This window comes from Billgrantia kenyensis, assembly GCF_013697085.1.
GTDB lineage: Bacteria > Pseudomonadota > Gammaproteobacteria > Pseudomonadales > Halomonadaceae > Halomonas > Halomonas kenyensis.
This window is the reverse complement of the sequence record NZ_JACEFT010000002.1, coordinates 92,936-119,442: the sequence shown is the minus strand read 5'-3', so window position 1 is coordinate 119,442 and position 26,507 is coordinate 92,936. Positions and strand designations below refer to the sequence as shown.

The window sequence follows — 26,507 nt, the reverse complement described above, 5'->3', positions numbered from 1 at the left end:
ACCTTCGAAGGGTCGGCTTTTTACGCACTGCCAAGCAGCGCGGCGATGTTTCACGTGAAACATCACCGCGTTCTCATCACACGTCCAGATTCGCGACCAGGGCATTGCTTTCGATGAAGGCGCGACGCGGCTCGACTTCGTCACCCATTAGGGTGTTGAACATCATGTCCGCAGCCACGGCATCCTCAATCGACACACGCAGCAGACGCCGTGTTTCAGGATCCATGGTGGTCTCCCACAGCTGATCGGGGTTCATCTCACCAAGGCCCTTGTAGCGCTGGACCGACAGCCCGCGCTGTGCTTCAGCCATCAGCCACTCCAATGCCTGATAGAAAGTTGCCACCGTCTTCTGGCGCTCGCCGCGGGCGACATAAGACCCTTCCTCCAGCAGGCCATCCAGTGTCTCGCCGAGAGCCGCCATGGCGCGGTAGTCAGCGCTGGTGAAGAAGTCGATGCCCCAGACATAATCCGAACTGACACCATGGGCGGTAAGAGTGACTGCCGGAAGGAATAGCTCACGCTCGGTATCCTCCTCGAGGCGGAAGGTATAGCGCGGGCCACCCTCATAGGCGACCAAAGCGTCCATCTCCTGTTGGAGATAGGCGATCCAGTTCTGCATTGTGCCGCGATCCTTGAGGCTCGCCTCCCCCTCCAGACGAGCGGCATGCACCACTTTGCGCAGCACCTCGTTGGGATAAACCCGCGAAAGGCGATCGATTCGCTTCATGACGTCGCGATACTGGTTGACCAACGCCTCGAGCTGGGCGCCGGTTACCGGAGGCGCATCAGGGTTGACGTAGAGTCGGGCCCCATCCATCGCCGTGGTAGTGAGGTAATCGATCAGCGCCTGCTCGTCCTTGAGGTAGGTCTCCTGCTTGCCTCGCTTGATCTTGTACAGCGGGGGCTGCGCAATGAAAACATGCCCACGCTCGATCAGCTGCGACATCTGACGGAAGAAGAACGTCAGCAACAGCGTGCGGATGTGAGAGCCGTCGACGTCCGCATCGGTCATGATAATGATCGAGTGGTAGCGCAGCTTGTCGGGGTTGAACTCCTCACGTCCGATTCCGCAGCCGAGCGCGGTAATCAGCGTTCCCACTTCGGCGGAAGAGAGCATCTTGTCGAAGCGAGCTTTCTCGACGTTGAGGATCTTTCCCTTCAGCGGCAGAATCGCCTGGGTGCGGCGATCCCGGCCCTGCTTGGCGCTACCACCGGCCGAGTCGCCCTCGACCAGGAAAAGTTCTGAAAGGCTGGGGTCCTTTTCCTGACAATCGGCCAGCTTCCCGGGCAGGCCAGCGATATCGAGCGCGCCCTTGCGCCGCGTCATGTCGCGGGCCTTGCGCGCCGCCTCACGGGCTCTGGCGGCATCCAGCATCTTGTTGACGATGGCCTTGGCCTCGTTGGGCTTCTCGATCAGATAATCCGAGAACAGCCGCCCCATCTCCTGCTCTACCGCCGTTTTCACTTCGGACGAAACCAGCTTGTCCTTGGTCTGGGAAGAGAACTTGGGATCAGGCACCTTGACCGAAATAATGGCCGTCAGCCCTTCTCGGGCGTCATCACCTGAAGTGGCTACCTTGGTCTTCTTCAACAACCCTTCGGATTCGATATAACCGTTCAGGGTGCGGGTCAGCGCAGCACGAAAACCGGCAAGGTGCGTACCACCATCACGCTGCGGTATGTTGTTGGTATAGCAGAAGATATTCTCGGCAAACGAATCGCTCCACTGCATCGCCACCTCGACGACTACCCCATCCTCTCGCTCGGCCTCGAAGTGGAACACCGGGTTGAGCACGGTCTTGTTGCTGTTGAGGTGGTTGACGAAAGCCTTCAGGCCGCCTTCGTAGTGGAACAGCTCCTCCTTGCCACTGCGTTCATCGATCAGTCGAATCGCTACGCCGGAGTTCAGGAACGATAGCTCACGCAGGCGCTTTGCCAGAATGTCGTAGTGGTACTCGATATTGGCAAAAGTGTCAGGCGAAGGCTTGAAGTGGACCCGAGTACCGCTCTTCTCGGTCTTGCCAACGACTGCCAGCGGCGCCTGGGGCACCCCGTGATGGTAGACCTGTTCATGCACCTGGCCAGCCCGCCAGATAGTCAGTTTGAGCTCTTCCGAAAGCGCATTGACCACCGAGACCCCAACGCCGTGCAGCCCTCCGGACACCTTATAGGAGTTGTCGTCGAACTTGCCGCCGGCGTGCAGTACCGTCATGATCACTTCCGCCGCCGAGACTCCCTCCCCTTCGTGTATGTCGGTGGGAACGCCTCGACCATTATCACTGACGGTGATGGATTCATCGGGGTGGATCACGACACGTATTTCACTGCAGTATCCGGCCAGTGCCTCATCGATGGAGTTGTCCACCAGCTCGAACACCATGTGGTGCAGACCTGTCCCGTCATCGGTATCGCCGATATACATGCCGGGACGCTTGCGCACGGCGTCAAGGCCCTTCAGGACCTTGATGCTCGATGAGTCGTAAGCTTGCTCGCTCATTGACTACTCCGTCGTGAAGTCTATCTGTGCCTCAGGCACTAGCTGCCCGGCGCCGGAGGCGGATTGTTTCACGTGAAACATCGCCAGCGGCGTGTGGGACTTCCATGGCCCCACGAGGGCATCGTGTTCGACACTTGTGATGAAAGCCTGGCTGCCCATGGATTCCAGCAAGCGGCAAAAAATGCGGCGGTGCTCGATGTCCAGCTCTGCAGGCAGGTCGTCGACCAGGTACAGACAGCTGCGCCCCGTCGACTGCTCGAGTAATCTTCCTTGTGCCAGCTTGAGGGCACTCACTACCAGTTTCTGCTGCCCTCGCGACAGCACCTCTACGGCTGGACGCTTTCCCAGCCGAATGCGAAGATCGCCGCGCTGGGGCCCATGTTGGGTAAAGCCCATCTGGAAGTCAGTCGCCCGACTTTGCTCGAGGATTTCCAGTAAAGGGCGCTGCTTGTCCCAGCCACGGGAATAGCGCAAGCGTAGTTCCGGCAATGCGATCAACCGATCTAGCGTTTCCTCGAATACAGGAACGAAAGCTGCCATCCACTCCCGTCGCAGATCATCGACTCGCTCGCCCCAGTGGGCCAGCTCTTGCTCCCAGACGGCCAAGTTGTTGGCATCCATTCTATCATGCCTGAGAAGAGCATTCCGATGCTTCAGCGCGCGCTTGGCGCGACGCCAGGCGTCGAAGAAATCGTGTTTCACGTGAAACACGCCCCAGTCGAGAAATTCTCTCCGCCCTGCCGGAGCACCCTCCAGGAGCCGGAAGGCATCGGGGTTGATCAACTGAAGGGGAAGCGCTTCGATCAACTGCGCCAGGCGCGACACTCTCTGCCCGGCCAGGCGCATTTCAAGCTCAGCGGTGTCGCGTGCACGGCGTATTCCAATTGGCAGCGGGGGATCGCCATTGAGCCGTGCAAAGAGCGTAAGCTCGTCTGTTTCGTGGCCAATGGCATGTTTCAACTGGCGCGTGCGAAACGAACGCCCCATGCCAAGGATGTGTATACCCTCGAGAAGACTGGTTTTACCACTGCCGTTGCGGCCAACGAAAAGGTTGATGCCGGGGCATGGGGAGAAATCCAGGGCTCCCAGGTTTCTCAGGCCGGAAAATGCCAGACGGTCTATCAGCATGGGGCGACGTGATTGACGTGACCATACTCGTCCGCAGCGGGATGCGGACGAGTGCAGGCACAGAAGGTGAAGTCATACGGCGCCGCCAGAATGCAGCGATCATGGCGGCATACCCGGTGAAACGCAGACATCGGCGCCGAGCTCTCTTCGCTAGAGGCGCATCGGCATGACCACATAGAGGGCATCACCTCCGCCCGGCTCTTCCAGCAAGGCACTGCTGTTGGAATCGGCGAGCGTCATCTGCACGCGATCCTCGCCAATAACATTAAGCACATCAATGAGATAACCAACATTGAAGCCAATTTCGAGCGAGTCTCCGCCGTACTCTACCGCTACGTTTTCCTCAGCCTCTTCCTGTTCAGGATTATTGGCCATGACCTGAAGGTTGCCTTCCTGAAGGTGCAAGCGAACGCCACGGTACTTCTCGTTGGAGAGAATGGAGGTACGTGAGAGGACCTGGCGCAGTTCAGCGCGATCGGCAATGAAGACCTTGTCGCCGCCACGCGGAACCACGCGCTCGTAGTCGGGAAACTTTCCGTCGACCAGCTTCGAGGTAAAGGTGAAGTCACCGGTATGAGCTCGAACGTGGCTGGCACTCAGGGTCAGCGTCACCGGCTCGTCGCTGTCGTCGAGCAGGCGTACCAGCTCGAGCACGCCCTTGCGCGGGACGATCAGCTTGCGCGATGGCTCTACCTGTATCTCTGCCGGGCGCGAGCAGACCGCCAAACGGTGCCCATCGGTCGCCACGGTGCGAACCAGGTTGGAGCGCAACTCAAGCAACATGCCATTGAGGTAGTAGCGCACGTCCTGCTGGGCCATGGCAAAGGAAGTCGCATCGATCAGATGCTTCAGCGTTCCCCGTGGCAGGCTCAGCTCGACGTCCCCGGCGCTATCCTCGATATTGGGAAACTCGGCTACCGGCAGCGTCGACAGGGTAAAGCGTGAACGGCCGCTGCGCAGCACGGCTCGCCCATCCTCAAGACTGAACTGAAGCTCGGCCTGATCGGGCAGCGACTTGCAGATGTCCATCAGCTTACGCGCTGGTACGGTAGCGGCGCCTGGGACCTCCACCAGAGAGGCGGCCGTGCGTCCGATGAGTTCGACCTCGAGATCGGTTCCGGTGAGGGCCACCTGATCCTGGTCGACCTGAATCAGCACATTGGACAGCACCGGCAAGGTTTGACGGCGCTCGACCACACCGGCCACCAGTGCCAGCGGCCGTAGCAGCGCTTCGCGGGAAATGGAAAATCTCATGTCGGCTCCACGTCTAGTCCTGTAGATGGGTGTCGGGCATTGCTGACGTTCTGTGTACCTGCATCAGCTAGTCAGCAATCGCAGCAGGTTCTTGTAGTCCTCGCGGATATCCGCGCTCTCTTCCTGTAGCGCCTGAACCTTGCGGCAGGCATGCAGTACCGTGGTGTGGTCGCGCCCGCCGAAGGCGTCCCCGATCTCCGGCAGGCTGTGGTTGGTCAGCTCCTTGGCCAGGGCCATGGCCACCTGGCGAGGCCGCGCCACCGAGCGCGAGCGGCGCTTGGAGAGCAGGTCAGCCAGCTTGATCTTGTAGTACTCGGCGACAGTGCGCTGAATGTTGTCGACCCCCACCTGCTTGTCCTGGAGCGCAAGCAGATCCTTCAGTGACTCGCGGATGAAATCCTGGGTGATCGGCTTGCCCATGAAATGGGAATCGGCAATCACTTTCTTCAGCGCCCCCTCCAGCTCACGCACGTTGGAGCGGATTTTCTGGGCAATGAAAAAGGCCGCATCGTGAGGCAGGTCCACCTTGGCCTGGTCTGCCTTCTTCATCAGGATGGCGACACGCGTTTCGAGTTCGGGGGGCTCGATGGCCACGGTCAGTCCCCAGCCGAAGCGGGACTTGAGACGCTCCTCGACCCCGCTGATTTCCTTCGGATAGCGGTCCGAGGTAAGGATCATCTGCTGGCCGCCCTCGAGCAGGGCATTGAAAGTATGGAAGAACTCCTCCTGGGAGCGCTCCTTGCCGGCAAAGAACTGGATATCATCGATCAGCAGGGCATCCACGCTGCGATAGAAACGCTTGAAGTCATTGATGGCGTTGAGCTGCAGCGCCTTCACCATGTCTGCCACGAAGCGCTCCGAGTGCAGATAGACGACGCGTGCGTTTTCGCGACGTGACGCCAGCGCGTTGCCCACCGCGTGCATCAGGTGAGTCTTGCCAAGCCCTACCCCGCCATAGAGGAAAAGCGGATTATAGGCGCCACCGGGATTCTCGGAGACCTGTCGAGAAGCCGCCCTGGCAAGCTGGTTGGACTTACCCTCGACAAAGGTTTCGAAGGTGAAGCTTGGGTTGAGACCGCTGTTGTGCTTGAGACTGCCTTCAACCTGCACCTCGCGATCACTGCGGCGTGGAGAGGCGCCCTCTTCGCGCATCTGGTCGATTTCGCGCTCGTCACCGATATCGCCCCGCGGCGGCACCTGCACGGCGGGGGCCAGCGGGGAGTGAGGGTTCGCTGACACCGGGGCGCCCAGCTCACGCGGCTGTGGCTTGACCGCTGCCGCCTGGCGACTTCCGACCGTCAATACCACCCGGGGAGGCTTTGTCGGCGAGAGCTCTCTAAGCAGCTCGTTGATACGTTTGGCATACTTGTCACCCACCCAGTCGCGCACGAAGCGATTGGGCGCCAGCAAGCGCAGCTCGTTGGCTTCCCCTTCCTCGGCTTGGAGCGGACGAATCCAGGTGTTGAACTGCTGGGCGTTCAACTCGTCCTGCAGGTAATCCAGACACTGTTGCCAGAGAGCAAGAGACACTCGACCTCACCATACCCGTTGATGCGTGACCGGCCATTGTATCCTTCGACAGGCGGGTTATCCACACGCCCTTCACCACTCCGCCATCCTGTGGAAAACGTACGGACACCAGCAAGCCGGCCCGCGTTACCGGCTTTCCCTCCCAACGCCGGGATAGCCGGTGGCTCAGCGGAAGGGCACTGCTTGCAAACGGTTTTTCCACAAATCAGATATTCTATTACCCTGTTGTTTTATATGTATTTATGGAAGTTATGCACAGACACCATCCCCAGCATTGATCACAAGTAGGGCTAGTAAAGAAAGCCTTGTTGGAGTAGGACCCTCACGAACCCGGCCACGAACGACGCGCGTAATAATTGCGTCGGGAAGACGAAGTCTCTACAATTTCCGGTCTTGAACCGAATCTGCCCTTGGTTCCTCCCGGGAGCCAAGGCATTCCTGTAAGACGCACCGTCAACAAACCACGTGGGAATCGAGTGTTATGAAACGTACTTTTCAACCCAGCGTTCTGAAGCGCAAGCGTGTTCACGGCTTCCGTGCGCGCATGGCCACCAAGAATGGTCGCGCCGTTCTGGCTCGCCGCCGTGCCAAGGGCCGCAAGCGCCTGAGCGCCTGATAGCGGATCGCGCGTGTCCGGTCATGGTTTCTCCAAGCAGTTGCGCTTGTTGGCTGCGGGAGATTATCGATACGTTTTCGATCACGCTACATTCAAGGTACATGGCAAGGGGCTGATGGCCCTGGCGTGCCCCAATGGACTGGACCACCCCCGCCTTGGCCTGGTCATCAGCAAGAAGAACGTCCGCAAGGCCGTGGACCGCAACCGCCTCAAGCGGTTGGCTCGTGAATCCATTCGTCTCCAGCAATGCTCGCTTCCTGCCGTCGACATCGTCCTGCTGGCAAGGCGAGGCGCGAGCGAGCTGGACAAGGCCACGCTACATCGTCAGCTTCACGGCATGTGGCGTCGCCTTGAGCGTGATGTACGAAAAACGATGACCTCCTGACCGGATACGGTGCCTGTCGCCGCCTCGTCAGCCTGTCCCGACAGGCTGACGCCCTCTTTCACATGGCAGCGGATTTCGTTCCAGCGGCATGTTCACTACCCACCGGGCAGAACCCTCATGGACGTAAAACGACTCCTATTGCTGATTCCACTGGCCGTGCTGACCTATCTGCTGGTCGTGCAGTGGAACCAGGATTATGGCCAGGTTGCTCCTGAGCCAGAGGCTCCGACCATCACCGCACCGGCCGTCGACGACGCCCAGGCGCCTGATGACGATGACCTGGCGGTGCCCGCCGCACCCCAGGCGGAACAAGAGATGGCTGGTGAGATGCCGGCCGAGCCGGAGCAGCCGACGGGGACTCGCGACCTGATCGCGGTAGTCACCGATGTGCTCGACCTGCGCATCGACCCTCAAGGGGGCGACATCGTCTATGCTGCCCTGCCCCAGCATCGCATGAGGCTGGACTCCGACCGCCCCTACGTCCTGCTCTCGGACAATGAGACCCGCAGCTACGTGGCTCGATCGGGCCTGCAGGTCGATGGCCATGGGGGGCGTATTGGCTTCACTTCGGAAAGCACCAGCTATCGGCTGAGCGATGACGAGAGCCGCCTGGACGTCGACCTGCATGGCGAAGTCAACGGCATCGACGTGATCAAGCGTTTCTCCTTCGAGCGCGGCAGCTATGCGGTCGAGGTCAACTATTACCTGGCCAACAATACCGAAGCGCCTGTCACCGCGCGCTTCATCGGCCAGTTGGCTCGGGACAACAGTCCCGATCCCTCCACCGGCGTCGCCTTGGGCATGAGTTCCTACCTGGGTGCCGCCTACTCCTCACCGGACGAGCGCTATCAGAAGGTCGATTTCGACGACATCCAGCGCGGTCGCTTCAACAACCGTGACTCCCAGGGTGGCTGGGTCGCTATCCTCCAGCACTATTTCGTTTCGGCCTGGGCGCCACCGCAGAACCAGCAGACCCTGCAGTACGCCACCACCGATTCCCGCAATCGCAACGTGGCGGCCTTCGCCGGGCCGGTCACTACGGTGGCCGCCGAAGGGGAAGCCCGCCTCGGCGCGACGCTCTACATGGGCCCCAAGGTTCAGGATTATCTCGAGCAAGTGGCGCCCCACCTGCGCCTGACCGTGGACTATGGCTGGCTGTGGTTCATCGCCAACCCATTGTTCTGGCTGCTCGATCAGATCCATAGCGTGGTGGGCAACTGGGGCTGGTCCATCGTACTGCTGACCGTACTGGTCAAGCTGGCGATGTGGCCGCTCTCCGCCAAGGCCTACAAATCGATGGCCCGCATGCGCAAGCTGGGCCCGGAGATGCAGCGCCTCAAGGAGCAGTACGGCGACGATCGCCAGAAAATGTCCCAGGAGATGATGAAGTTCTACCAGAAGGAGAAGATCAATCCTCTGGGTGGCTGTCTGCCGATCCTGGTGCAGATGCCGGTCTTCATTGCCCTCTACTGGATGCTGCTGGAGTCGGTGGAGCTGCGCCACGCGCCCTTCATGTTCTGGATTCAGGACTTGTCGGTAAAGGATCCCTTCTTCGTGCTGCCGATCCTGATGGGCGTATCGATGTACATTCAACAGTTGCTCAACCCGACGCCGCCGGATCCCATGCAGGCGAAGATCATGAAGATGCTGCCGATCGTCTTCACCTTCTTCTTCCTGTGGTTCCCGGCCGGCCTGGTCATCTACTGGGTGGTCAACAACATCATCTCGATCGCACAGCAGTATGTGATTACCCGCAGGATCGAGAACGACCCCAGTGTTGGCAAGGGCTTGAAGACGAAATAAGCGTGAATCTCTGCGCAACGTACCCGGACCCCTGCCTCGGCAGGGGTCTGGCGTTTATGGCCAGCGAAACAGACAATCCTGCCTACCGAGCTTCCACCGCGAGAGAGCATGCTCATGCCTGACAGGCTGTATCACCAGGACACCATCGCCGCGCTTGCCACCCCGCCCGGGCGCGGCGGTGTCGGCATCATTCGTGTCTCGGGACCGCTGTGCGCGGCTGTTGCCGAGGCTGTGGTGGGCCAGTGCCCCGAGCCAAGGCACGCCCACTACGGCCCCTTTCGCGGCGCCAGCGCAGTGATCGATGAAGGCATCGCCCTCTACTTCGCCGGGCCTCACTCCTTCACCGGCGAGGATGTGCTGGAGCTGCAGGGCCATGGCGGTCCGGTGATCATGGACCTGTTGCTGGAGCGCTGCATGCAACTCGGCGCTCGCCTGGCCAGGCCGGGCGAATTCTCCGAGCGCGCCTTCCTCAACGACAAGCTCGACCTGGCCCAGGCCGAAGCCATCGCCGACCTGATCGAGGCAAGCTCCAGGGCCGCCGCCGAGAACGCCCTGCGCTCATTGCAGGGAGAGTTCTCGCGTCGGGTGGAAGCGCTGGTACAGCGGCTGATCGAGCTGCGCATGTACGTGGAGGCGGCCATCGATTTCCCCGAGGAGGAGATCGACTTCCTCGCTGACGGCAAGGTGGCCGAGATGCTTGCCGCAGTGCAGGCGGAACTCGCCGAGGTTCACGCCGCCGCGGGCCAGGGCGCACTGATGCGCGAAGGCATGAGCGTGGTGATCGCCGGACGTCCCAATGCCGGCAAGTCGAGCCTGCTCAACGCGCTTACCGAGCAGGAGACCGCCATCGTCACCGATATCGCCGGCACCACCCGAGACGTGTTGCGCGAGCACATCCACCTGGATGGGATGCCCTTGCATGTGATCGATACCGCCGGGCTGCGTGACACGCCGGATGCCGTCGAGCAGATCGGCGTGGCTCGCGCCTGGGCAGAGATCGAGAAAGCCGACCGAGTGCTGCTGCTGGTGGATGCCGCCACTACCGAGGCCACCGACCCCATGGCGATCTGGCCCGAGTTCGTCGAGCGTCTGCCCGATCCTGCACGCCTGACCCTGGTGCGCAACAAGATCGACGCCAGCCACGAAGCAGCGGACGCTGAGTTGTCCACAACCCCACCGGTCATCCGGCTTTCGGCGCGTACCGGTGAGGGTGTGGATAACCTGAAGGAGCACCTCAAGCGCGTGATGGGGTTCACCTCCACGACGGAGGGACGCTTCTCGGCCCGACGCCGCCACCTGGATGCACTCGACAGGGCGCAGCAAGCGCTCACTAACGGCGAGGCTCAGCTGTCTGGCTATGGTGCCGGAGAGCTGCTTGCCGAGGATCTGCGCGACGCCCAGCAGGTGCTGGGCGAAATTACCGGGGAATTCAGCGCCGATGACCTGCTGGGTGAAATCTTCGGGAGCTTTTGCATCGGCAAGTGAGGTGCCTCCCTGCCCGCCGCCGCTGCTACTCCTCCACCCACCAGTCGGCACGATAGCGACTGGCTTGACCCAGCAGCGGCGTGACCCGTGCCATGGCCGTAGCGAGGCGCTCACCAAGCCCCCAGGGAGGGTTGACCACCAGCATGCCGCTGCCGTACATGCCGCGCTCCTCCCCCGGCTCGTGCAGCGTCAGCTCGCTGCGCCAGACCTTGCGCAGACCGCCATCGCGCAGCCGCTCAAGCAGCTCGTGATGCCGCCCTGCGGGCAATAGCGGGTACCACACCAGCGCCACGCCGTGACGCGCCTTGCGCATCGCTGACAGCACGCAGTCCGCCACCTCGGCGTACTCGGCCTTGCGCTCATAGCTGGGATCGATCAACACGCACAGCCGCGGTGTCGCCGCAGGCAGGCTGGCGAGCAAGCCCGCCAGGCCGTCGGCGTGGATGTGCCTGACATTATCCGCAAGAGCCTGTCGGGCCAGGTAATCATGCTCTCCCGGGTGCAGCTCGAACAGCTTCAGCCGATCGTCCCGGCGCAGCCGCTGGCCCAGCCACCAGGGGGAGCCGGGGTAGTGCACGAGCCGCTGCGGATCGGGCTGCACACCGGTGATCGCTTCGAGCCAGCTTGCCAACAGCGGCTCGTCGGACAGATCAAGGCGCGCCTCCCAAAGCGGCAGCACACCCTGTCGATATTCAGCCAGGCGCTGGGTCTCGCTGGCATCCAGCGGGTAGAGGCCTCGCCCGGCATGGGTATCGACGAAACTGATCGGCGAAGCCTTGCGCAGCAGGTGATCGATGACCGCATGCAGGGTGAGATGCTTGTGGACATCGGCAAAGTTGCCGGCATGGTAGGCATGCTGATAGGAGAGCATGGCAGGTCAACCCAAGATTCATGGCCAGGAGCGAAAAGCGACGGGCCCGCCACAGCGCGGGTGGCGGGCCCTTGGGTAACGCCCTGTGCTTACTGGAACTGCGATTCGATCGGAGACAGCGTGATTTCCACACGACGGTTCTGGGCACGCCCCTCCTCGGTGGCGTTGGTCGCTACCGGCTGGCTCGGGCCGTAGCCGGTCATGTAGAGCCGGTTGCGGGCCACGCCGGCCTCGGTCAGGTAGTTGCCCACCGATTCGGCACGGCGCTCGGAGAGGCGCTGGTTGTAGCTCACGCTGCCGGTACTGTCGGTATGTCCGGCTATGTTCACCCGAGTGTCGGTGTACTGTGTCAACACGTTGGCCACGTCATTGAGCGCATTGCGCGCCGGCATGGTGAGTTCGTAGGAATCGAAGCCGAAGGTCACGCTGCTGGGCATGTTGAGCACGATGTCATCGCCGCGGCGCTCAACGTCAACGCCGGTGCCACGCATGCTCTCGCGCAATTGCTCCTCCTGACGGTCCATGTAGGCGCCGATACCGGCCCCTGCCGCAGCGCCGACAGCGGCACCGATCAAGGCACGGTCGCGCCGACTGGTGCTGCCACTACCAGACAGCGCCCCGGCGGCTGCGCCCACGGCCGCACCCACGCCGGCACCGGTCATGGTGCTGGAACGCTGGGTCTGGCCCGAATAAGGGTCCGTCGTTGCACAACCGACGAGCAGGACAGCGGCTGCCAAGGGGGCAACGAGTCGAGACGCTTTTAACATGGACACTCTCCGAATCAATACAGTCATTCCGAACTGGGCTCGCTGATGAGCGCCAGCAGTTCGTTCAAGAATAATAGACCTCGGGGCGAAGCCTGAAGCCTTTCTGCATCTTCCACGAGAAGTCCTTTATTGCGTGCCGCACCCAGCCGTTTTTCCAGCATGTCCCGCGGACGACCGGTATGGGCCTGCCAGTCGCTCATGCTCACACCCTCGACCAGGCGCAGCGCGTTCATGGCGAACTCCAGCGGCAGTTCATCCTCGTCGATACGCCCCCGTCCGGCAACGAACCCCCGTGGATCCTGTCGGCGGCGCAGATAGGCCTCGGGCTGGCGAGTCTTCCAGCGACGCTCGATAGACAGCCGCCGGGAATCATCGAGCGCACTTAGCTTGCCATGACTACCGGCACCGATGCCCAGGTAGTCGCCGAAGCGCCAGTAGTTGAGGTTGTGCCGTGAACGGCGTCCTGGTCGAGCATAGGCAGAGATCTCGTAGCGCGACAGCCCTGCCGCCTCGAGCCGCTCGTGACCCAGATCCTGGATATCCCACAGGATCTCTTCTTCAGGCAGCGCGGGTGGCCGGGCATGAAATTCGGTATTGGGCTCCAGGGTCAGCTGATACCAGGAGAGATGTTCCGGCGCCAGCGCCAGGGCCTGCTCCAGATCGGCCAGCGCGAGCTCGGGAGTCTGGCCAGGCAGGCCGTGCATCAGATCAAGGTTGAGATTGTCGAACCCCGCCGTTCGCGCCTCTTCTACCGCGGCGATTGCATCCTCACCGCTGTGGATGCGGCCCAGGGCCTCAAGCTGGGCCGACTGAAAACTCTGTACGCCAAGGGAGAGACGGTTGATGCCGGCCTGGCGGTAGGCATGAAAGCGTCCCCGCTCGAGCGTGCCCGGGTTGGCTTCCAGGGTGATCTCGATGTCATCGGCAAAGGAGAGCCGACGTAACAGCTCATCCAGCAAGCGCTGATAAAATCCACCCGACATCAAGCTAGGCGTACCGCCACCGATGAATATAGTGTCAAGCGGCCGGCCGGCCGCCAGCGGCAAATCGGCATCGAGATCCGCCAGCAAGGCATTCAGGTAGGCTTCTTCAGGCAGCTCGCTGCGACCAGCGCCATGCGAATTGAAATCGCAGTAGGGGCATTTGCGCACGCACCAGGGCACGTGCACGTAGAGCGCCAGAGGGGGCAGCACCGGCATCAGTGCTGCCGAGTCTCGCGCAGGGCGGCCAGCATGGCCTGCAGGGCTCGCCCGCGGTGGCCAAGGCGGTTCTTCTCCTCGGCAGAGAGTTCGGCCACACTCTTGCCAAGCGACGGTAGCCAGAACAACGGATCGTAGCCGAACCCACCCTCACCTTGCGGCTTCTCGAGAATCACTCCATCCCAGCGGCACTGGACGATGAGCGGCACCGGATCGTCGGCGTGACGCAGATAGACCAGCGCACACCAATAGCGCGCACTACGCCGGTCGCCCTCGACCCCCTCAAGGGATTCCAGCAGCTTGGCATTGTTGCGCGCATCGCTCTTGGGCTCGCCGGCAAAGCGCGCCGAATAGATGCCCGGCTTCCCCGACAGGGCATCGACCTCCAGCCCGGAGTCATCGGCCAACGACGGCAATCCGCTGATGCGGCTGGCCTCGCGAGCCTTGAGCAGCGCATTCTCGACGAAGGTGAGCCCGGTCTCCTCGACCTCCACTACGCCAAACTCGGATTGGGCCTTGATCCGTAACCCTAGGGGAGCGAAAAGTTGGCCAAACTCCCGAATCTTGCCGGGGTTGGCGCTGGCCAGAACCAGCTCATCTGTAGGGGACACGACAGCTCCTTGCGCTGCATTATGCATACCGACATGTTACACGAGCCAGAGGTCTGGCTGAACTAGTCCCGCCCTGGGAAGCAAGCGTATCGAAGCTGAAGAATGTAACCGGAATGCTGCCATCACACGATTGGGCACACTTCCAGAACGGGCTTGTTGAGAACCTTATTGTAACCTATCTTTACAACTTGCCACATACGCTTGAAACTCAAGTGGCGCGTTCAGCTGCAAGACACGGAGAGAGGCACCTTACCCTATACAGCAGAAATTAAATTAGAGTTTGGTGTTGATCAAGCCTTCTCGCAGAGAGCCAAAATCAGTGAATGGATTGATACTGAATAAAATTCACAAGGAAACGAATCCAGGTAAATAATGCAACTCATTGTTTTACTCTAAAGGGGTTCGAAAGGGATGCGGAAAATGGAGAATAAGGCAAGGCTCTTGATGGTTGGATCGATTCAAGGAAACCAGCAAGACTTCGTTGGAGGAATGGAAGACAGGGGATGGAAAATAAGCCCTGCCAAGGACCTCGTCCAGGCCACAGCCATGCTTGCCGATGCCGAGCACGATGCAGGTATTTACTGTCTCTCACAGGGTCGCACGAGCGACCTCAAGGCAATGGAAAAAATGATCATCCACTCGGATATGGAGTGGATGGCACTGGTCGACGAGGCTGAGCTTGAAGACCCAAGACTGTGCAAGTCGCTAAGCAAATTGTTCATGGCCTTTCAATCCAGGCCTGTCGAAATCGACCAGATAGACTGCTTGATGCAGCATGCAGCTGCCATGAAACAACTTCGGAAAGAGGGATCGTACTCAGCCCCCCATCAGGAGGCAGAATTCGAAATGGTTGGCACCGTGCCAGTCATGAAAAAGCTCTTCGATACCATCCGTCGCGTTGCCTCGGTAGATGCGCCAGTGTTCATCAACGGTGAGTCGGGAACGGGCAAGGAGCTCGCTGCCCGAGCCATTCATGAGCGCTCTCAACGGGCTTCTGCTCCCTTCGTCGCCGTCAACTGTGGTGCTCTGCCCAACAATTTGATCCAGTCCGAACTGTTTGGCCATGAAAAGGGAGCCTTCACTGGCGCCAGCCAGCAAAAAATCGGTCAGATCGAGGCGGCTGCAGGTGGAACGCTGTTCCTGGACGAGATCGGAGACCTGCCCCTGGAGCTACAGGTCAATCTGCTGCGTTTTCTGGAAGAGAAGACCATACAGCGTATCGGTGCCATCGAAGAAATTCATGTCGACGTTCGGGTGCTCTCGGCAACGCACGTCGATCTCGAGAAAGCCGTCGAGGAGGGCCGCTTCCGCGAGGACCTCTATCACAGGCTCAATGTGTTACAGGTCAGCATTCCCCCGCTTAGGGAAAGGCAGGAGGATATCGAGGTGCTGGCAAAATTCTTCTTCGACAAGTTCATTGAAGATAAATCGACCAACGTACGTGGATTCAGCCAGGACGCCCTCACGCTCATGCGGCAATATCACTGGCCAGGCAACATACGTGAACTGATCAATCGGGTACGCCGTGCCATGGTCATGTGTGACCAGCGACTGATCAAGCCCACCGATCTCGGGCTGGAACGCCGCTCCTCGAACCGTAGCATCATTACCCTGGAGCAAGCGCGTAACAACGCCGAGAAGGATGCGCTGATCAGCGCATTGTGCCGCAACAAGCACAATGTCAAGAAAGCAGCAGACGAACTGGGTGTTTCTCGCGTGACGCTTTATCGTCTGATGGAAAAGCATGAGCTGACGCGCAAAGGCGAGCAGACCGTGTCGCTCTCCACAGCATGATGAAGCTTGCGAGTTGACCCTCGCTCAACGTCATGCTGCCAGATCCAATGCCCACACCCTGGGAAGAGACAAGGTGTGGGCATTCATCAACTTACATCTGGAAAGGAAGGCGGAAGTTCAGAGCAATGTCCGGGGCATCATCGGTCAGCCCCACGCCGACGCTAGTCACTAGCGAAATGCGATCGGACATGGCGTAGGTAGCACCGAGATTCAGCGAGGCCGCGTTGGCTCCACTTCCGATCAAAGTACGACGCTCTTGGCCTTCTTGCGTAATTTTCGAATCGAAGGCGTGCTGATGACTGTAGGAGAGCGAGAGGCTAAAGCGTGGGTTGAGAGCAAAAGCCGTGCCGAAACCGAAGCGGATGGAGTCGCCCAGATCCACCTTACCGGGAATCTCACCTTCGTCACTGGAAATGTCGGAGAAGCTGCCCTCGAAGTTATGTGTATAGCCAAGATTGGCGAATACGATAGCAGGATCGAGAGTCTTCAGTACGGAAAAGCCCGTCGAAAGCCCCCAGACGCCGTTGCCTGTAGGTAGCGTCTCGGGAATGGAAAGATTCCCATCGGGTTCATCGACAGTGCGTACTGTAATGCCGTAGGGGTGCCTGCCGGTAGGAGCCCGGACGCCGACGTTCCATACCACATCGGGACGCTGCGCGGTTTCAGGCAACAAGCGATAATAGAGCGAACCGCTGATGTCACCGAGACGAGACTGGCTGACGCTCGCTTCGAGATAGTCTTCGGTGGAGCCGCCGGCCCCGATGGTCTGGTAGGTACTCGAGCGATACAGGTAAGGGACGTTCAGCTCCAGCTCCATACGATTGGAGAGGCCATAGCGAACACTGACATCAAAGGTGGTCGTATGACTCTCCACGGTGTCGACACTGATATCTCCAAGGAAGATGGCGTCGAGTATCAGGAACCCGCTAAGGGCCAGCTGGCTGCGATCGGAGTAAGTGTAGGAAATTCCAGGCTCTATTGTCAGGCGATCAGAAAAAAGGGTGTGCTCTTCGCGTAACACATCTCTTACACTCTGGCTGGGCTGGGCATCCGGATCTTGCTGAATGGGTGCCGTTTGCGCCAAGGCAGCCCCGCCGGGGGCGGCGACGAGCAATGCCAGCAGCATTCCCATGCTGGCCGGCATGAGTGCTGTTTTCCGTTCGTCGATGACCATTCTTTTCTCCTAGCAGCATCCCGCGCGAAATCTCGAACTCATGAACCTACTCACCTTACAAGGGTTTCGAACGAAAAGAAACGTAACAACGGGTCATCTAATACGATCCAAACCTTTCGCCGACTCTACCGCACGCCGCAGCCCCCCCGCTGAAATGGAACGAGCTTGTTGCTGGTTCAATTGAACATGCATTTCAGTCCGGTTTATCACTTCCTGGCGACTTCCTTCCAACCGTACGGCTTGATGCAACCCTTTACCCGAAACGACGCCTTGACTCACCTCACCCTGGCCAGGTACGGAAATACGCATTCCTAGCCCGCCCGAATTGCCATGAATGGACAATACCGCACCGGAGTCGGTACTCAGCTCCCGAGGGCCATGATCGGGGGCAGTACCAATGGAGTAGCCGTTATTGATATCCAGCTGAAAATCGTTGACTACAGAATTGTCATCTCCAGCTGCCTGAACGACCTGGACCACGCCTCGAGCATTGCCGGTACCCGCGTCTACAATGGCCGTACCACTTCCCGAGGGCCGCTGCTCGCGGTTATCTCGTACAGTAAGATTTGGAGTAAAGGTAACGACCGGTGAAGATCTAGATAGGTCGACCTGCAAGTCGACACTAGCGTATGCTTCGAAATCCCGGTAGTCCGATGAGAAATCCTGGTAGCCCGATGACCACTCTGTGGTCATCCTCATACCGAACAGCATGACCTTGTTACCCGAAACGAAACGTCCCCTTATTCCGGCCAGATCCTGTTTATCGAGAAGCCGAAAGTCACGGCTCTCGGCCGCCTGCTCGAATTGAGGCAACGCGGATGCTGCCATGACGGTCCCTGACATGAAACCGCTAAGCAGTAGGGCAAGACCGCCTGTGAATATGTGCGGTTTGCATACGCTCGGTGTTGAGCAAAACATGTCCAGCCCTCCTTGCAGCCATGCGCCACAGGTCAGAAGACTTCAGAGTGTCGGAACCCAAAGTCAAGTAGTTGTTGTTTGGGCACCGGTGAAAAGACGTCCGTCAAGCGACGTGCCGTCAACGGCTGGGCAGGATCGAGAAGTACCGTGGAGGGATCGAAGCCTTCCCCCACCACGGCAAATATGATGTCGTTCCAGGAATCCAGGAACTCATCCCGGTTCATCACCTTGTTGCCAAGGGCGGGATCGCCGATATAAACCCTGTCGCCAACCGCCTTTTTCATCACGACGAAATGGGAGTAGCCATCCAGATCGAGCAACACGATGACGGGTATCGAGACCTCATCGAGCATTTCCGGCTCAATCTCGTAGCCACGCCCCCTCAAGCCGATCTGCTCGACATAATTGCTCAGGTCCAGCAGGGAAAAGCCCAGCTTCATCACCTGCTCCTTGTCGACCACCTCCATCAAGCCTGCCAGCACCTTCTCTTCGGTGACGTCGGTCCAGCCATAGGCATATTTGAGGATGGTCGCCAGCGATGCCGCTCCGCAGGAATAGTCGGTCTCCTGCTCGACCAGGTGTTCGAATCGTCTTTCGCGAATGGACTGCACTTCCTTGGTCACCATCGTCCCCGGCACGACACCGCCGAACCGAACAGCAGCCGCTTCTGCAGCAGGTAGACCTGGCACTGCGAGAGCAGCCAGGCTTGCGCAAAGGCAGAGATTTCGATGAAACATGGTGGAGACCCCATCCCATCCCGAGGAACCCGGCCCAGAGGGCCGGGTTTACGTCTTGCCAAAGGCTAGTTACATGGCGCTACGGCCTGCCGCGACGGCCAGGCTGTTACGCTGCTGGTTGTTGTTGCCGGATGCCACGTTGGCCCCGATGTTGCCACTGGCGCCGCGCAGGGCGCTGCCATCGATGGAGGCCGTATTGTTCTGCATCTGGCTCACGGTGGTAGTCACCGATTGGGCGCCGGCACTCGAGCTAGCCATGGCCGATGCGCTGGCCGCTGCATAGGCAGGGTGGGACTTGGCTACAGCGCTGGAGGAGGAGGAGCTGGAAGACGAAGAGGTCAGAGTCGTCTCGGTGGTTTCAATGTCACCCGGCGCATTGTAGCTGAAGTTGCCCGAGGAACTCTGAACGCCACCGCCGGTAGCCGCGGCTGAGCCGTTGTTGGACACGGTCGCGGCAAAGCTGTTCTGCTGAGAGTTGCCCGCACCAGAGGCGACGTTGACACCGATGTTGCCGCTGGCACCGCGCAGCGCGCTGCCACCGAGGTTGGCATTGTTCTGCGTACCAGTGTTCACAGCAACATTGTTGGAGGACGACTGGGCTGAGTAAGCAGAGGCCTGTCCGAAGACGTGCTGAGCATCGCTGACGGCCAAGGCAGCGTCATTGGCCTGCTGATTGTTGTCGCCAGAGGCCACGTTGGCGCCGATGTTACCGCTGGAGCCACGCAGCGCACTGCCACCGACAGAAGCATCGTTCTCCACCAGGTCGTTGATCACGACATTGCCGTCCTGGAGCTGCTTGCTATCCACCGTGGCACCCGCATAGTTCCTGTTCTTGAACCCGGTATAGCCCCTGATGTGGAAGTTAGCGTCGGTGCTGACATCATGCTCCAGCGAGACATCGATGCTGTTATCGAAGGTGGAGTCGATGGTGCTGTTGGTCTCGAAGTCGTTCGAGGAACCGCCGCCCGCAGCAAGTGCATAGCCAGAGGCAAGCAGAGTGGCAAGGGCCAGGGCGATCGGTGCTTTCTTGAATTGTTTCATCTTCTTTCTCCTGAATGAACCAAACAGTCTCTGCGTTTACGAGGCTCACGCTCAGTCAGTTCGTCCCCATACGGAGGCCGAAACTGTTGCTTGTTGCGTTGCCAGTTCCTGCGGACTGGTTGACCTGAACGACTCCTGACGTGCCGCGAAATGCGGAGGATTCGACCTCTATCTTTCGCTGCGACGACCTGGAGCCCTCCGAGTCTTCCTGGGGCCCGCTACTTCCGGAAAGCACCTGACTGAGGTTGTCACTGGTCAGTGAGCTTCCCCGCACGCCCAGAGCAACGCTCATGCTGTTGCTCTGAACATTCTGTGACCCTGCTGCCTGGTTGATAGATATCCAGCCGCTCGCCTGGCTCAGGGCATCATCCCTGATCCTCACGCTGGTTCTATCAGGCTCAAGGTCGTTGTCTCCTCTTGTCTGCTGCACGACGATGTTATTGCCAAGGGCATGCGAACCGATGGCGATTGCGCCTGAGTTGCTTTGCAAGTTGTTATCACCCGCAGCAATGTTGATATTCACCACGCCGGTTACGCCTCGCAGTGCCTCTCCGCCAATCGATGAAGCTGCGCTGTAGGTCGTGGTGAATACCTGTTGTCGTGCCTCCCGGTCATTAGCTATGGACTGCGCCATGGCCAGGGGAGCCAGGATCAAGCCACCGAGCACGATACAAGCCGCCTTTGAAGAAAAGCCTGGCCATGAACTACGTGTCGCTCTGCTAATACTGATGGGCATGACAATCACCTGACCGTTGTAGTGCTCATGGACTGACGCTGCTGGTTGCTACCGGTTTGCGTCTGAGACGTTCCGGCTCCACTGCCGGTATGACTTCCCTTGCCCTCGTCCCAGAGAATGACTCCCCATGGCCTGTCCAGGTCGAGTTCCGCTGCTGATGCATAGCGCCCACGAACGTCATCCAGACGGTTCTCATCGAGCTGGCGCAGGCGGCCATCGGCAACACCCTCTGCCGTGAACAAGTCCAGACGCGGATCCTGCAGGTGAGCTTCCCCCGCCTGTGCTACATCAAGGCCATGCCAGGCCACACTGAGCAGTAGAAGGCTGAAGGGATGACACAAGGCTTTCAGGGCCCGGCCTTCTCTCCCGGTGCTGTTTCCTGCTGCCTTGCATGGCTTCATGGCATCACCCTCATCACGACTCGCCCTGAACGTAGCAAGAGGCATGCCAGTTTTATAAGTACTTGTTTCTAGTACTCTTTTAAAGAAGATCTATTAAGAAGGTTGTAAAGCGTGAGATACAAGACGGATAGCCATAGCGCGTAAAAAGCACGAATATCACACCAAGCAGTCGGTAACTTTCTAATACCATTAGAAAAAGAAGGTAACTGGAAACTTTGTGATACATTTATTTGGAACAGATCGCCCGGCGCACTCTAACTCATTGTTTTAAATAACATTTATTAGAAATGGAGAGAGTGAAAACAGCCAGCCCTGCCTTTTAACATGGATGACGAACCGCACTCCCGACATGAGGCGTTAGAACTGGATAGAATCAATCCCTCACTACTAATGCAAAGATGGTATTAACAAAACCGACACTTTTGTTCGAGACTAGTCATGGGTAGTTTTACACTTCTTTACATTTGAAAACATGAATAAAAGGAGGAGGGGAACATGGAGAGTAGGGAGACACGAGTTCTTCTCGTTACCGATATCAATCCGCAGTCCAAGCTCTTCATTGAACATCTTCAGCAGCAGCTTGGTCATGAAGTCGTTTCAGTCGATACAGGGATGATGCCGTCCCTGACGAATGAAGAAGCCATATTAGTGATTCTCGACCTGGACCACCTGAGCGAGGCCGAGATGCAGAAATGGCAGGAGGCCGTGGACGGCAAGGATAATATCAGCCTTGCCGCCTTCAACGTACGTGGTGAAGACCATGCCGTGGAGCTGCTTTCCGCACTGAACTTGCAGGGCATCTTCTATCGCAATGACAGCGTGGAGCTCATCTGCAAGGGGATCGATGCGCTGCAGAGCGGAAGCTTATGGATGTCACGAACCTTGATGTCAAGAATGATACAGCTTTTGCGGCGCCAGCAGATGAACTCTTATCGTCCTGCCTGTGGCTTGACTCAGCGTGAGCTCGAAATCATCGGTCTGCTGGGCACGGGCGCGACAAATTCCGAAATCGCAGAGAAGCTATTCGTCAGCGAGCACACCGTCAAGTCCCATCTCTACAACATTTTCAGGAAAATCAAGGTACATAACCGGCTCCAAGCCATGAACTGGGCAAGACGCAACCTGTTCAGTGTTCCTCCCAGTTATAAACGGGACGCGCGCCATTGAATTGACCAGGAGCGGTACTTTTCTGCAGCGCATCCATAGGGAATGTTGTCATGGAGACGCCACCCAACGTCATGCTGCTGGACCGTACTTTCGCAAAATCCAGCTGGCTGAGAGATGAATTACATTCAGAAGGCTATCTAGTATCGCTGTGTAAGGATCTAGAGCAAGCATTCGAACTCAAGGAAAGAAAGCATTTCGATGTAGGCGTCCTGATCATGGCAAAGAGCCTGCCGCCTTTGCTGGAGCTGGAGAGATTCATTCTCGACTGCAACTTCGACTGGGTAGCTCTACTCGAGCCGCAGCATTCCATGAGCGCGGAGATTCGGCATATGCTTGGGCAGTTGTTCCACAGCGTGGTCGACCCGAACCATCTTCCCGTTTTTTACTGCCTGCTCGGACATGCCGCCAGACGTCAGGCAATCGGCCTCGCTTCCAAGCGGAACGTCATGCTCAGTGTCAATGGCAAAAGGGTGATCAGCAGTTCGCCTTGCATGCAACGTATGGTAGAGCGGCTGGAAATCGTCGCCGACGTCGATGCGCCCGTATACATCAGCGGCGAGTCGGGCACGGGCAAGGAGCTTGCCGCGCGTGCCATCCATGAGTGCTCAGCTCGTGCCAAGGCACCCTTCATCGCCGTCAACTGCGGAGCCATCCCGACCAGTCTTATCCAATCCGAACTGTTCGGATACGAAAAAGGAGCCTTCACGGACGCCCACCGCCGCCGTACAGGAAAGATAGAGGCAGCAGATGGCGGCACATTGTTCCTGGACGAGATCAGCGAGCTGCCCTATGAGCTCCAAGTCAATTTCCTCAGGTTCATCGAAAGTCGCAGTATTTCTCGCCTTGGGAGTCATCGAGAGATCCTTGCCGATATACGAATCATTTCCGCATCAAACAAGCATATTGCTCAGCTCGTCGAAGACGGACGGTTCAGGGCCGATCTTTACTATCGGCTCAACGTACTGGAAATCAGAGTTCCACCATTACGGGAACGCAAGCAGGACATCGAGCCGCTGGTAAGGCTCTTTTTCGAACAGCTCAAACAGTATCAGCCACCCGGCCTCAAAGGGATCAGCCCCCAGGCGATGTCACTGCTGCATGAGCATGATTGGCCAGGAAATATACGTGAGCTGATGAATACCCTTTGCCGCGCCATGCTGATGTCGAACGGGCCATTCATCGAAGCTGACGACCTCCCTTTCGGCAACACAGACGAGCCACACCGACCACCAACCCTGGAGGAGATCCGACAGCAGGCGGAGCGTAGCACCATCATCAGTGCCCTGAAGAGAAACAGGTACAACGTAGCACGGGCATCGCGGGAGTTGGCGGTTTCCCGTGTCACGCTCTATCGCCTGATGGAGAAATACGACATCCAGCGTCTCGACAATTTTCCAGGACTTTCGCGGTCCAGCTCAACCTGACTTCCAGGGGAAATAACATGACGATGAGAAAAAAGGACCTGCTGTTGACTACCGCACTCGGCCTGGTACTGAGCCAAGCCGCCATTGCCCAGGAAACCGGCGCGCCGGCTGGCATCACGTCGCCGGTGGGACAGGCGCCGGTCGAGGAGCCACCCCAGCAGCCTGAGGTCCAGGCCATCGCCGATATCGGAGGTGTGCTGACACCCCGCGGTCGCCTGGTGCTCGAGCCTTCACTGCAATACTCCCATTCGGGTGTCAATCGCCTCACCTTTCGAGGCATCGAGATTCTCAGCACCTTGCTTATCGGTGTCTTCAGCGCCGAGGAGGCGGAGCGCGATATCTGGACAGCTGCGCTGACCGGTCGCCTGGGGGTCACCGACCGCCTCGAGCTGGAGCTGAAGGTACCTTACGTCTATCGCGATGATACCATCAGAGCGACAGTACCCACAGTGGGAGACGATAGCTTCGATATCGACCGTGACCTGTCTGGCGACGGTCTTGGAGACATTGAGGTCACCGCACGCTACCAGTTGAATCGCGGCCAGGACGGCTGGCCCTTCTTCGTCGGCAACCTGCGCTACAAGAGCACCACGGGAGATGGCCCCTTCGATATCGCCCGCGACTCGGACGGCATCGAACAGGAGCTGGCCACCGGCTCCGGCTTCCAGGCCATCGAGCCCAGTATTACGGCGCTGTTCCCCTCCGACCCGGCAGTGTTCTTCGCCAACCTGGGATATCTCTACAATATGAGCGACAACGTCAATACACAAATTACCGATGAGCTGCGTATCGGCAAGGTCGACCCAGGCGATGCGATTCGGCTCAGCTTTGGCATGGCTTATGCCATTAATCCGCGCGCTTCCTTTACTCTCGGTTACAAGAACGATTTTATCGAGAAGACCAGAACCGAATACTTCGGGAACACTGGCCAGACTACCCAAAGCTCCCGAACATTGAACGTCGGCTCGATGCTGCTGGGCTGGTCCTACCAGCTCAACCCCGATGTATCGGTCAATCTGGGATTGGAGCTGGGGATAACGGATGATGCACCAAATACCGTGCTGACACTGCGTGTGCCCTTCGGTATGAATGCCTTCTGAACCTGGCTGAAATAGAGGGGACGGATCGGTGCCAAGGCACCGATCCGTTGGAATACCAGCTCGACCGCTAGCGTGCCAGGGATTCGGTGATCGCGTGGCGCTGCTGTGCCGCTCTCATCGCCGGCATGTTGTTCACCTGCACCCCGATATTGAGCTGATGCTGGATATCCCGATCCGAGGCGTCGCTGACCACGCTGCCCAGGATGGCATCGCGAGTTACCGTGTGGAATACCGAGGTGAAACCCTTGCTGTCGTTGACCACCAGCCCTGAAAAGTCCTTCATGCCGGCCAGATTGATCCCGTTCGGCGTCAGTTCCATGATGGTCTGTCCACTGCCCTTGCCTACCTGACTGATTACCTGACCCTCGATCGCCGCCAATTCAGTCACCGTCTGCGAGACGATATCCGTTCCGCCTCGGTGGATAACGAAGACGGTATCCATGCGCACGTTATCCACCAGGGTCTGCAGGGTCGCACCAAAGCTCATGTCGAGTCCGGCGATCTGGAATCCCCCTCGCAGCGCTTCCATCTCCACTTCCTTCAACGGGTCCAGATGCGCGAAGTCGGCAGCATGCAGGCTGGCAGTGAACGCCACCAGCGACACCGCACACATTCGGCGAAGCAACCTCCCGACACACCTGTGCCTTGCTTCAAGATGCTCGCGGTAGGTAGGTTCTGACACAATATTTCGGCATGTGCTCATCTCTTATCGCCCCAGTTCATTGATCGCCGGCAGCTGCAGCAGCATGGAGGCCATATCGGTACGGTTGATCGCACTGCCGATCGGAGCCGAGGGCCGAATCCGCCAGTCACGCTCATGATTGAAATTGGTCTTGGCTAGCTCGGAATATGCGCGAGCCCCCAGCACCGTGCCGCTCCAGATCGACTCGAAATGTGCCTTGGGTACCGCCACGGTGCCCACGGCCGGATCGCCTACCAGCACGTCGCCGCGATCGATCCCCTTGATGACGACGAAGTGGCGATAGCCGCCGGTATTGATCAGGGTAATGGCAGGGATACCGATTCGAGCGAGATCATCGAGCTGCACGCGAAATCCGTCGGTCTGGAGTCCCTGGGCATCCAGGTACTGTTTCATGTCGAGCATGGAGAAGCCGAGCTCCTTGATCTGCTCGACATCTCCGGCCTGGATCATCCATTCGAAGACTTCGGCCTCAGTGGTCGGCCTGCCATAATGGTAGGTCAGCAGAGTCGCGACCGCCGCCGCGCCACAGCTATAGTCGTACTGCTGGGGCACCACGCCTTCCCAGCGCAGCTCTTCCACGCTCCTGGCCGGCACCGACACGCTGCCGAAGCCACCGTTAAGGGCAATCGTCACGCTTGATGCATAAAGCGGCAGTGCCTGCAGGCCAAACGCCAGGCAAACCGCTGAAACGACTGCCCTTTGCTTGCTTCTAGTCATACATCCCCCAGTAACATCAAGACCCAGGAATTGGCCCGGGACAGGTCTTTCCCGGGCAGTTCATTCGTTACTGAGGGGCGTAGATACTGATGCTCACTCCCGTCGAGACGGCATTGGCATGTCCCGTCATGAGATTCATCAAGGTAATACCGGAGATACGGTCCATGGCATTGGCCTCGATGTTGATATTCCCCGATATGATGGTCCCAGCCGTAAAGGACGCCCCCGTAGCTGCGGACTCCAGATTCTGGATACTTTGTACGTTGATCAGGTTCTTGAAGCCCTCCCGACCATGGATCGCTTCGAGCTCCCCGACTTCGACACGCTGGTAATCGTCGAACCCCACCATTGCCGGCTCTCCTGCCAGCGCCAGTGAGCACACACCACCCAGACCCACCAGCCAAGCCGTGCAAACCACCTGCCTCATACGTTTCATGGCACCGCTCCTT

General features: G+C 58.9%; 25 protein-coding genes. 8 read left to right on the top strand and 17 right to left on the bottom strand.

Annotated elements, in window-relative coordinates:
• Positions 1 to 76: 76 nt before the first annotated feature.
• From gyrB to dnaA, 4 genes are all read right to left on the bottom strand, one after another.
• Positions 77 to 2,497, bottom strand: a complete 2,421-nt coding sequence (gyrB, locus tag H1D44_RS03100; RefSeq protein WP_181513384.1) for a DNA topoisomerase (ATP-hydrolyzing) subunit B — start codon at positions 2,495 to 2,497, stop codon at positions 77 to 79.
• 3 nt (positions 2,498 to 2,500) lie between these two features.
• The gene (recF, locus tag H1D44_RS03095) at positions 2,501 to 3,625 is read right to left on the bottom strand and encodes a DNA replication/repair protein RecF (RefSeq protein ID WP_181513383.1); all 1,125 of its coding nucleotides are present in this window, start codon (positions 3,623 to 3,625) and stop codon (positions 2,501 to 2,503) included.
• Between the two features lie 150 nt (positions 3,626 to 3,775).
• Positions 3,776 to 4,879 (bottom strand): DNA polymerase III subunit beta, encoded by a 1,104-nt coding sequence (gene dnaN, locus H1D44_RS03090; RefSeq protein WP_181513382.1) that lies wholly within the window; start codon positions 4,877 to 4,879, stop codon positions 3,776 to 3,778.
• A 63-nt stretch (positions 4,880 to 4,942) separates the two neighbouring features.
• Positions 4,943 to 6,409: a chromosomal replication initiator protein DnaA gene (dnaA, locus tag H1D44_RS03085; RefSeq protein WP_181513381.1), complete on the bottom strand. Its 1,467-nt coding sequence runs from the start codon at positions 6,407 to 6,409 to the stop codon at positions 4,943 to 4,945.
• Positions 6,410 to 6,890: 481 nt separating this feature from the next.
• Here dnaA and rpmH point away from each other — a divergent pair, with 481 nt between their 5' ends.
• The 4 genes from rpmH to mnmE all read left to right on the top strand — a co-directional run bounded on the left by rpmH (position 6,891) and on the right by mnmE (position 10,698).
• Entirely contained in the window at positions 6,891 to 7,025 is a 135-nt protein-coding gene (gene rpmH, locus H1D44_RS03080) for a 50S ribosomal protein L34 (RefSeq protein WP_010626003.1), read from the top strand.
• Between the two features lie 13 nt (positions 7,026 to 7,038).
• Positions 7,039 to 7,410, top strand: coding sequence for a ribonuclease P protein component (gene rnpA / locus H1D44_RS03075; RefSeq protein ID WP_181513380.1), 372 nt, complete (start codon positions 7,039 to 7,041; stop codon positions 7,408 to 7,410).
• 117 nt (positions 7,411 to 7,527) lie between these two features.
• Entirely contained in the window at positions 7,528 to 9,213 is a 1,686-nt protein-coding gene (yidC, locus tag H1D44_RS03070; RefSeq protein ID WP_181513379.1) for a membrane protein insertase YidC, read from the top strand.
• Between the two features lie 114 nt (positions 9,214 to 9,327).
• Positions 9,328 to 10,698 (top strand): tRNA uridine-5-carboxymethylaminomethyl(34) synthesis GTPase MnmE, encoded by a 1,371-nt coding sequence (gene mnmE / locus H1D44_RS03065; RefSeq protein ID WP_181513378.1) that lies wholly within the window; start codon positions 9,328 to 9,330, stop codon positions 10,696 to 10,698.
• Between the two features lie 25 nt (positions 10,699 to 10,723).
• Here mnmE and H1D44_RS03060 read toward each other — a convergent pair whose 3' ends face one another.
• The 4 genes from H1D44_RS03060 to rdgB all read right to left on the bottom strand — a co-directional run bounded on the left by H1D44_RS03060 (position 10,724) and on the right by rdgB (position 14,146).
• Positions 10,724 to 11,569: a 23S rRNA (adenine(2030)-N(6))-methyltransferase RlmJ gene (locus H1D44_RS03060; RefSeq protein WP_181513377.1), complete on the bottom strand. Its 846-nt coding sequence runs from the start codon at positions 11,567 to 11,569 to the stop codon at positions 10,724 to 10,726.
• An 89-nt stretch (positions 11,570 to 11,658) separates the two neighbouring features.
• Entirely contained in the window at positions 11,659 to 12,336 is a 678-nt protein-coding gene (locus tag H1D44_RS03055) for a YiaD family glycine zipper/OmpA-like lipoprotein (protein ID WP_181513376.1), read from the bottom strand.
• 23 nt (positions 12,337 to 12,359) lie between these two features.
• Positions 12,360 to 13,535: a radical SAM family heme chaperone HemW gene (gene hemW, locus H1D44_RS03050; protein WP_181513375.1), complete on the bottom strand. Its 1,176-nt coding sequence runs from the start codon at positions 13,533 to 13,535 to the stop codon at positions 12,360 to 12,362.
• The gene (rdgB, locus tag H1D44_RS03045) at positions 13,535 to 14,146 is read right to left on the bottom strand and encodes an RdgB/HAM1 family non-canonical purine NTP pyrophosphatase (protein ID WP_181513374.1); all 612 of its coding nucleotides are present in this window, start codon (positions 14,144 to 14,146) and stop codon (positions 13,535 to 13,537) included. The genes hemW and rdgB overlap by 1 nt, the downstream gene beginning before the upstream one ends.
• Before the next feature lie 420 nt (positions 14,147 to 14,566).
• Between rdgB and H1D44_RS03040 the strand changes: the two genes are divergently transcribed.
• The gene (locus H1D44_RS03040) at positions 14,567 to 15,940 is read left to right on the top strand and encodes a sigma-54 dependent transcriptional regulator (protein WP_181513373.1); all 1,374 of its coding nucleotides are present in this window, start codon (positions 14,567 to 14,569) and stop codon (positions 15,938 to 15,940) included.
• 91 nt (positions 15,941 to 16,031) lie between these two features.
• Here H1D44_RS03040 and H1D44_RS03035 read toward each other — a convergent pair whose 3' ends face one another.
• From H1D44_RS03035 to H1D44_RS03010, 6 genes are all read right to left on the bottom strand, one after another.
• Positions 16,032 to 17,114, bottom strand: coding sequence for a transporter family protein (locus H1D44_RS03035; protein WP_238984404.1), 1,083 nt, complete (start codon positions 17,112 to 17,114; stop codon positions 16,032 to 16,034).
• A 93-nt stretch (positions 17,115 to 17,207) separates the two neighbouring features.
• Positions 17,208 to 17,942: a hypothetical protein gene (locus H1D44_RS03030; RefSeq protein WP_181513372.1), complete on the bottom strand. Its 735-nt coding sequence runs from the start codon at positions 17,940 to 17,942 to the stop codon at positions 17,208 to 17,210.
• 122 nt (positions 17,943 to 18,064) lie between these two features.
• Complete coding sequence (locus tag H1D44_RS03025) at positions 18,065 to 18,769, bottom strand: C39 family peptidase (RefSeq protein WP_181513371.1); 705 nt, start codon at positions 18,767 to 18,769, stop codon at positions 18,065 to 18,067.
• 69 nt (positions 18,770 to 18,838) lie between these two features.
• Positions 18,839 to 19,810: a heme utilization protein gene (locus H1D44_RS03020; protein WP_181513370.1), complete on the bottom strand. Its 972-nt coding sequence runs from the start codon at positions 19,808 to 19,810 to the stop codon at positions 18,839 to 18,841.
• Positions 19,811 to 19,865: 55 nt separating this feature from the next.
• Positions 19,866 to 20,546 carry a hypothetical protein gene (locus H1D44_RS03015; RefSeq protein WP_181513369.1) on the bottom strand — a complete coding sequence of 227 codons (681 nt, stop codon included), beginning with the start codon at positions 20,544 to 20,546 and terminating at the stop codon, positions 19,866 to 19,868.
• Positions 20,547 to 20,551: 5 nt separating this feature from the next.
• Entirely contained in the window at positions 20,552 to 20,947 is a 396-nt protein-coding gene (locus H1D44_RS03010) for a hypothetical protein (RefSeq protein ID WP_181513368.1), read from the bottom strand.
• Positions 20,948 to 21,442: 495 nt separating this feature from the next.
• Between H1D44_RS03010 and H1D44_RS03005 the strand changes: the two genes are divergently transcribed.
• From H1D44_RS03005 to H1D44_RS02995, 3 genes are read left to right on the top strand one after another with little or no spacing between them, the layout of a single operon-like run.
• Positions 21,443 to 22,114, top strand: a complete 672-nt coding sequence (locus H1D44_RS03005; protein ID WP_181513367.1) for a LuxR C-terminal-related transcriptional regulator — start codon at positions 21,443 to 21,445, stop codon at positions 22,112 to 22,114.
• Positions 22,115 to 22,164: 50 nt separating this feature from the next.
• On the top strand, positions 22,165 to 23,538 hold the full coding sequence (locus tag H1D44_RS03000) for a sigma-54 interaction domain-containing protein (RefSeq protein WP_181513366.1): 1,374 nt from the start codon (positions 22,165 to 22,167) through the stop codon (positions 23,536 to 23,538).
• 17 nt (positions 23,539 to 23,555) lie between these two features.
• On the top strand, positions 23,556 to 24,638 hold the full coding sequence (locus H1D44_RS02995) for a transporter (RefSeq protein WP_238984403.1): 1,083 nt from the start codon (positions 23,556 to 23,558) through the stop codon (positions 24,636 to 24,638).
• 67 nt (positions 24,639 to 24,705) lie between these two features.
• On the opposite strand, the gene H1D44_RS02990 is transcribed toward H1D44_RS02995, so the two are convergent.
• The 3 genes from H1D44_RS02990 to H1D44_RS02980 form a co-directional block, all read right to left on the bottom strand.
• The gene (locus H1D44_RS02990) at positions 24,706 to 25,251 is read right to left on the bottom strand and encodes a hypothetical protein (protein WP_181513365.1); all 546 of its coding nucleotides are present in this window, start codon (positions 25,249 to 25,251) and stop codon (positions 24,706 to 24,708) included.
• Positions 25,252 to 25,344: 93 nt separating this feature from the next.
• The gene (locus tag H1D44_RS02985) at positions 25,345 to 25,974 is read right to left on the bottom strand and encodes a C39 family peptidase (RefSeq protein ID WP_238984402.1); all 630 of its coding nucleotides are present in this window, start codon (positions 25,972 to 25,974) and stop codon (positions 25,345 to 25,347) included.
• Positions 25,975 to 26,125: 151 nt separating this feature from the next.
• On the bottom strand, positions 26,126 to 26,494 hold the full coding sequence (locus H1D44_RS02980) for a hypothetical protein (protein WP_181513363.1): 369 nt from the start codon (positions 26,492 to 26,494) through the stop codon (positions 26,126 to 26,128).
• Positions 26,495 to 26,507: the final 13 nt, after the last annotated feature.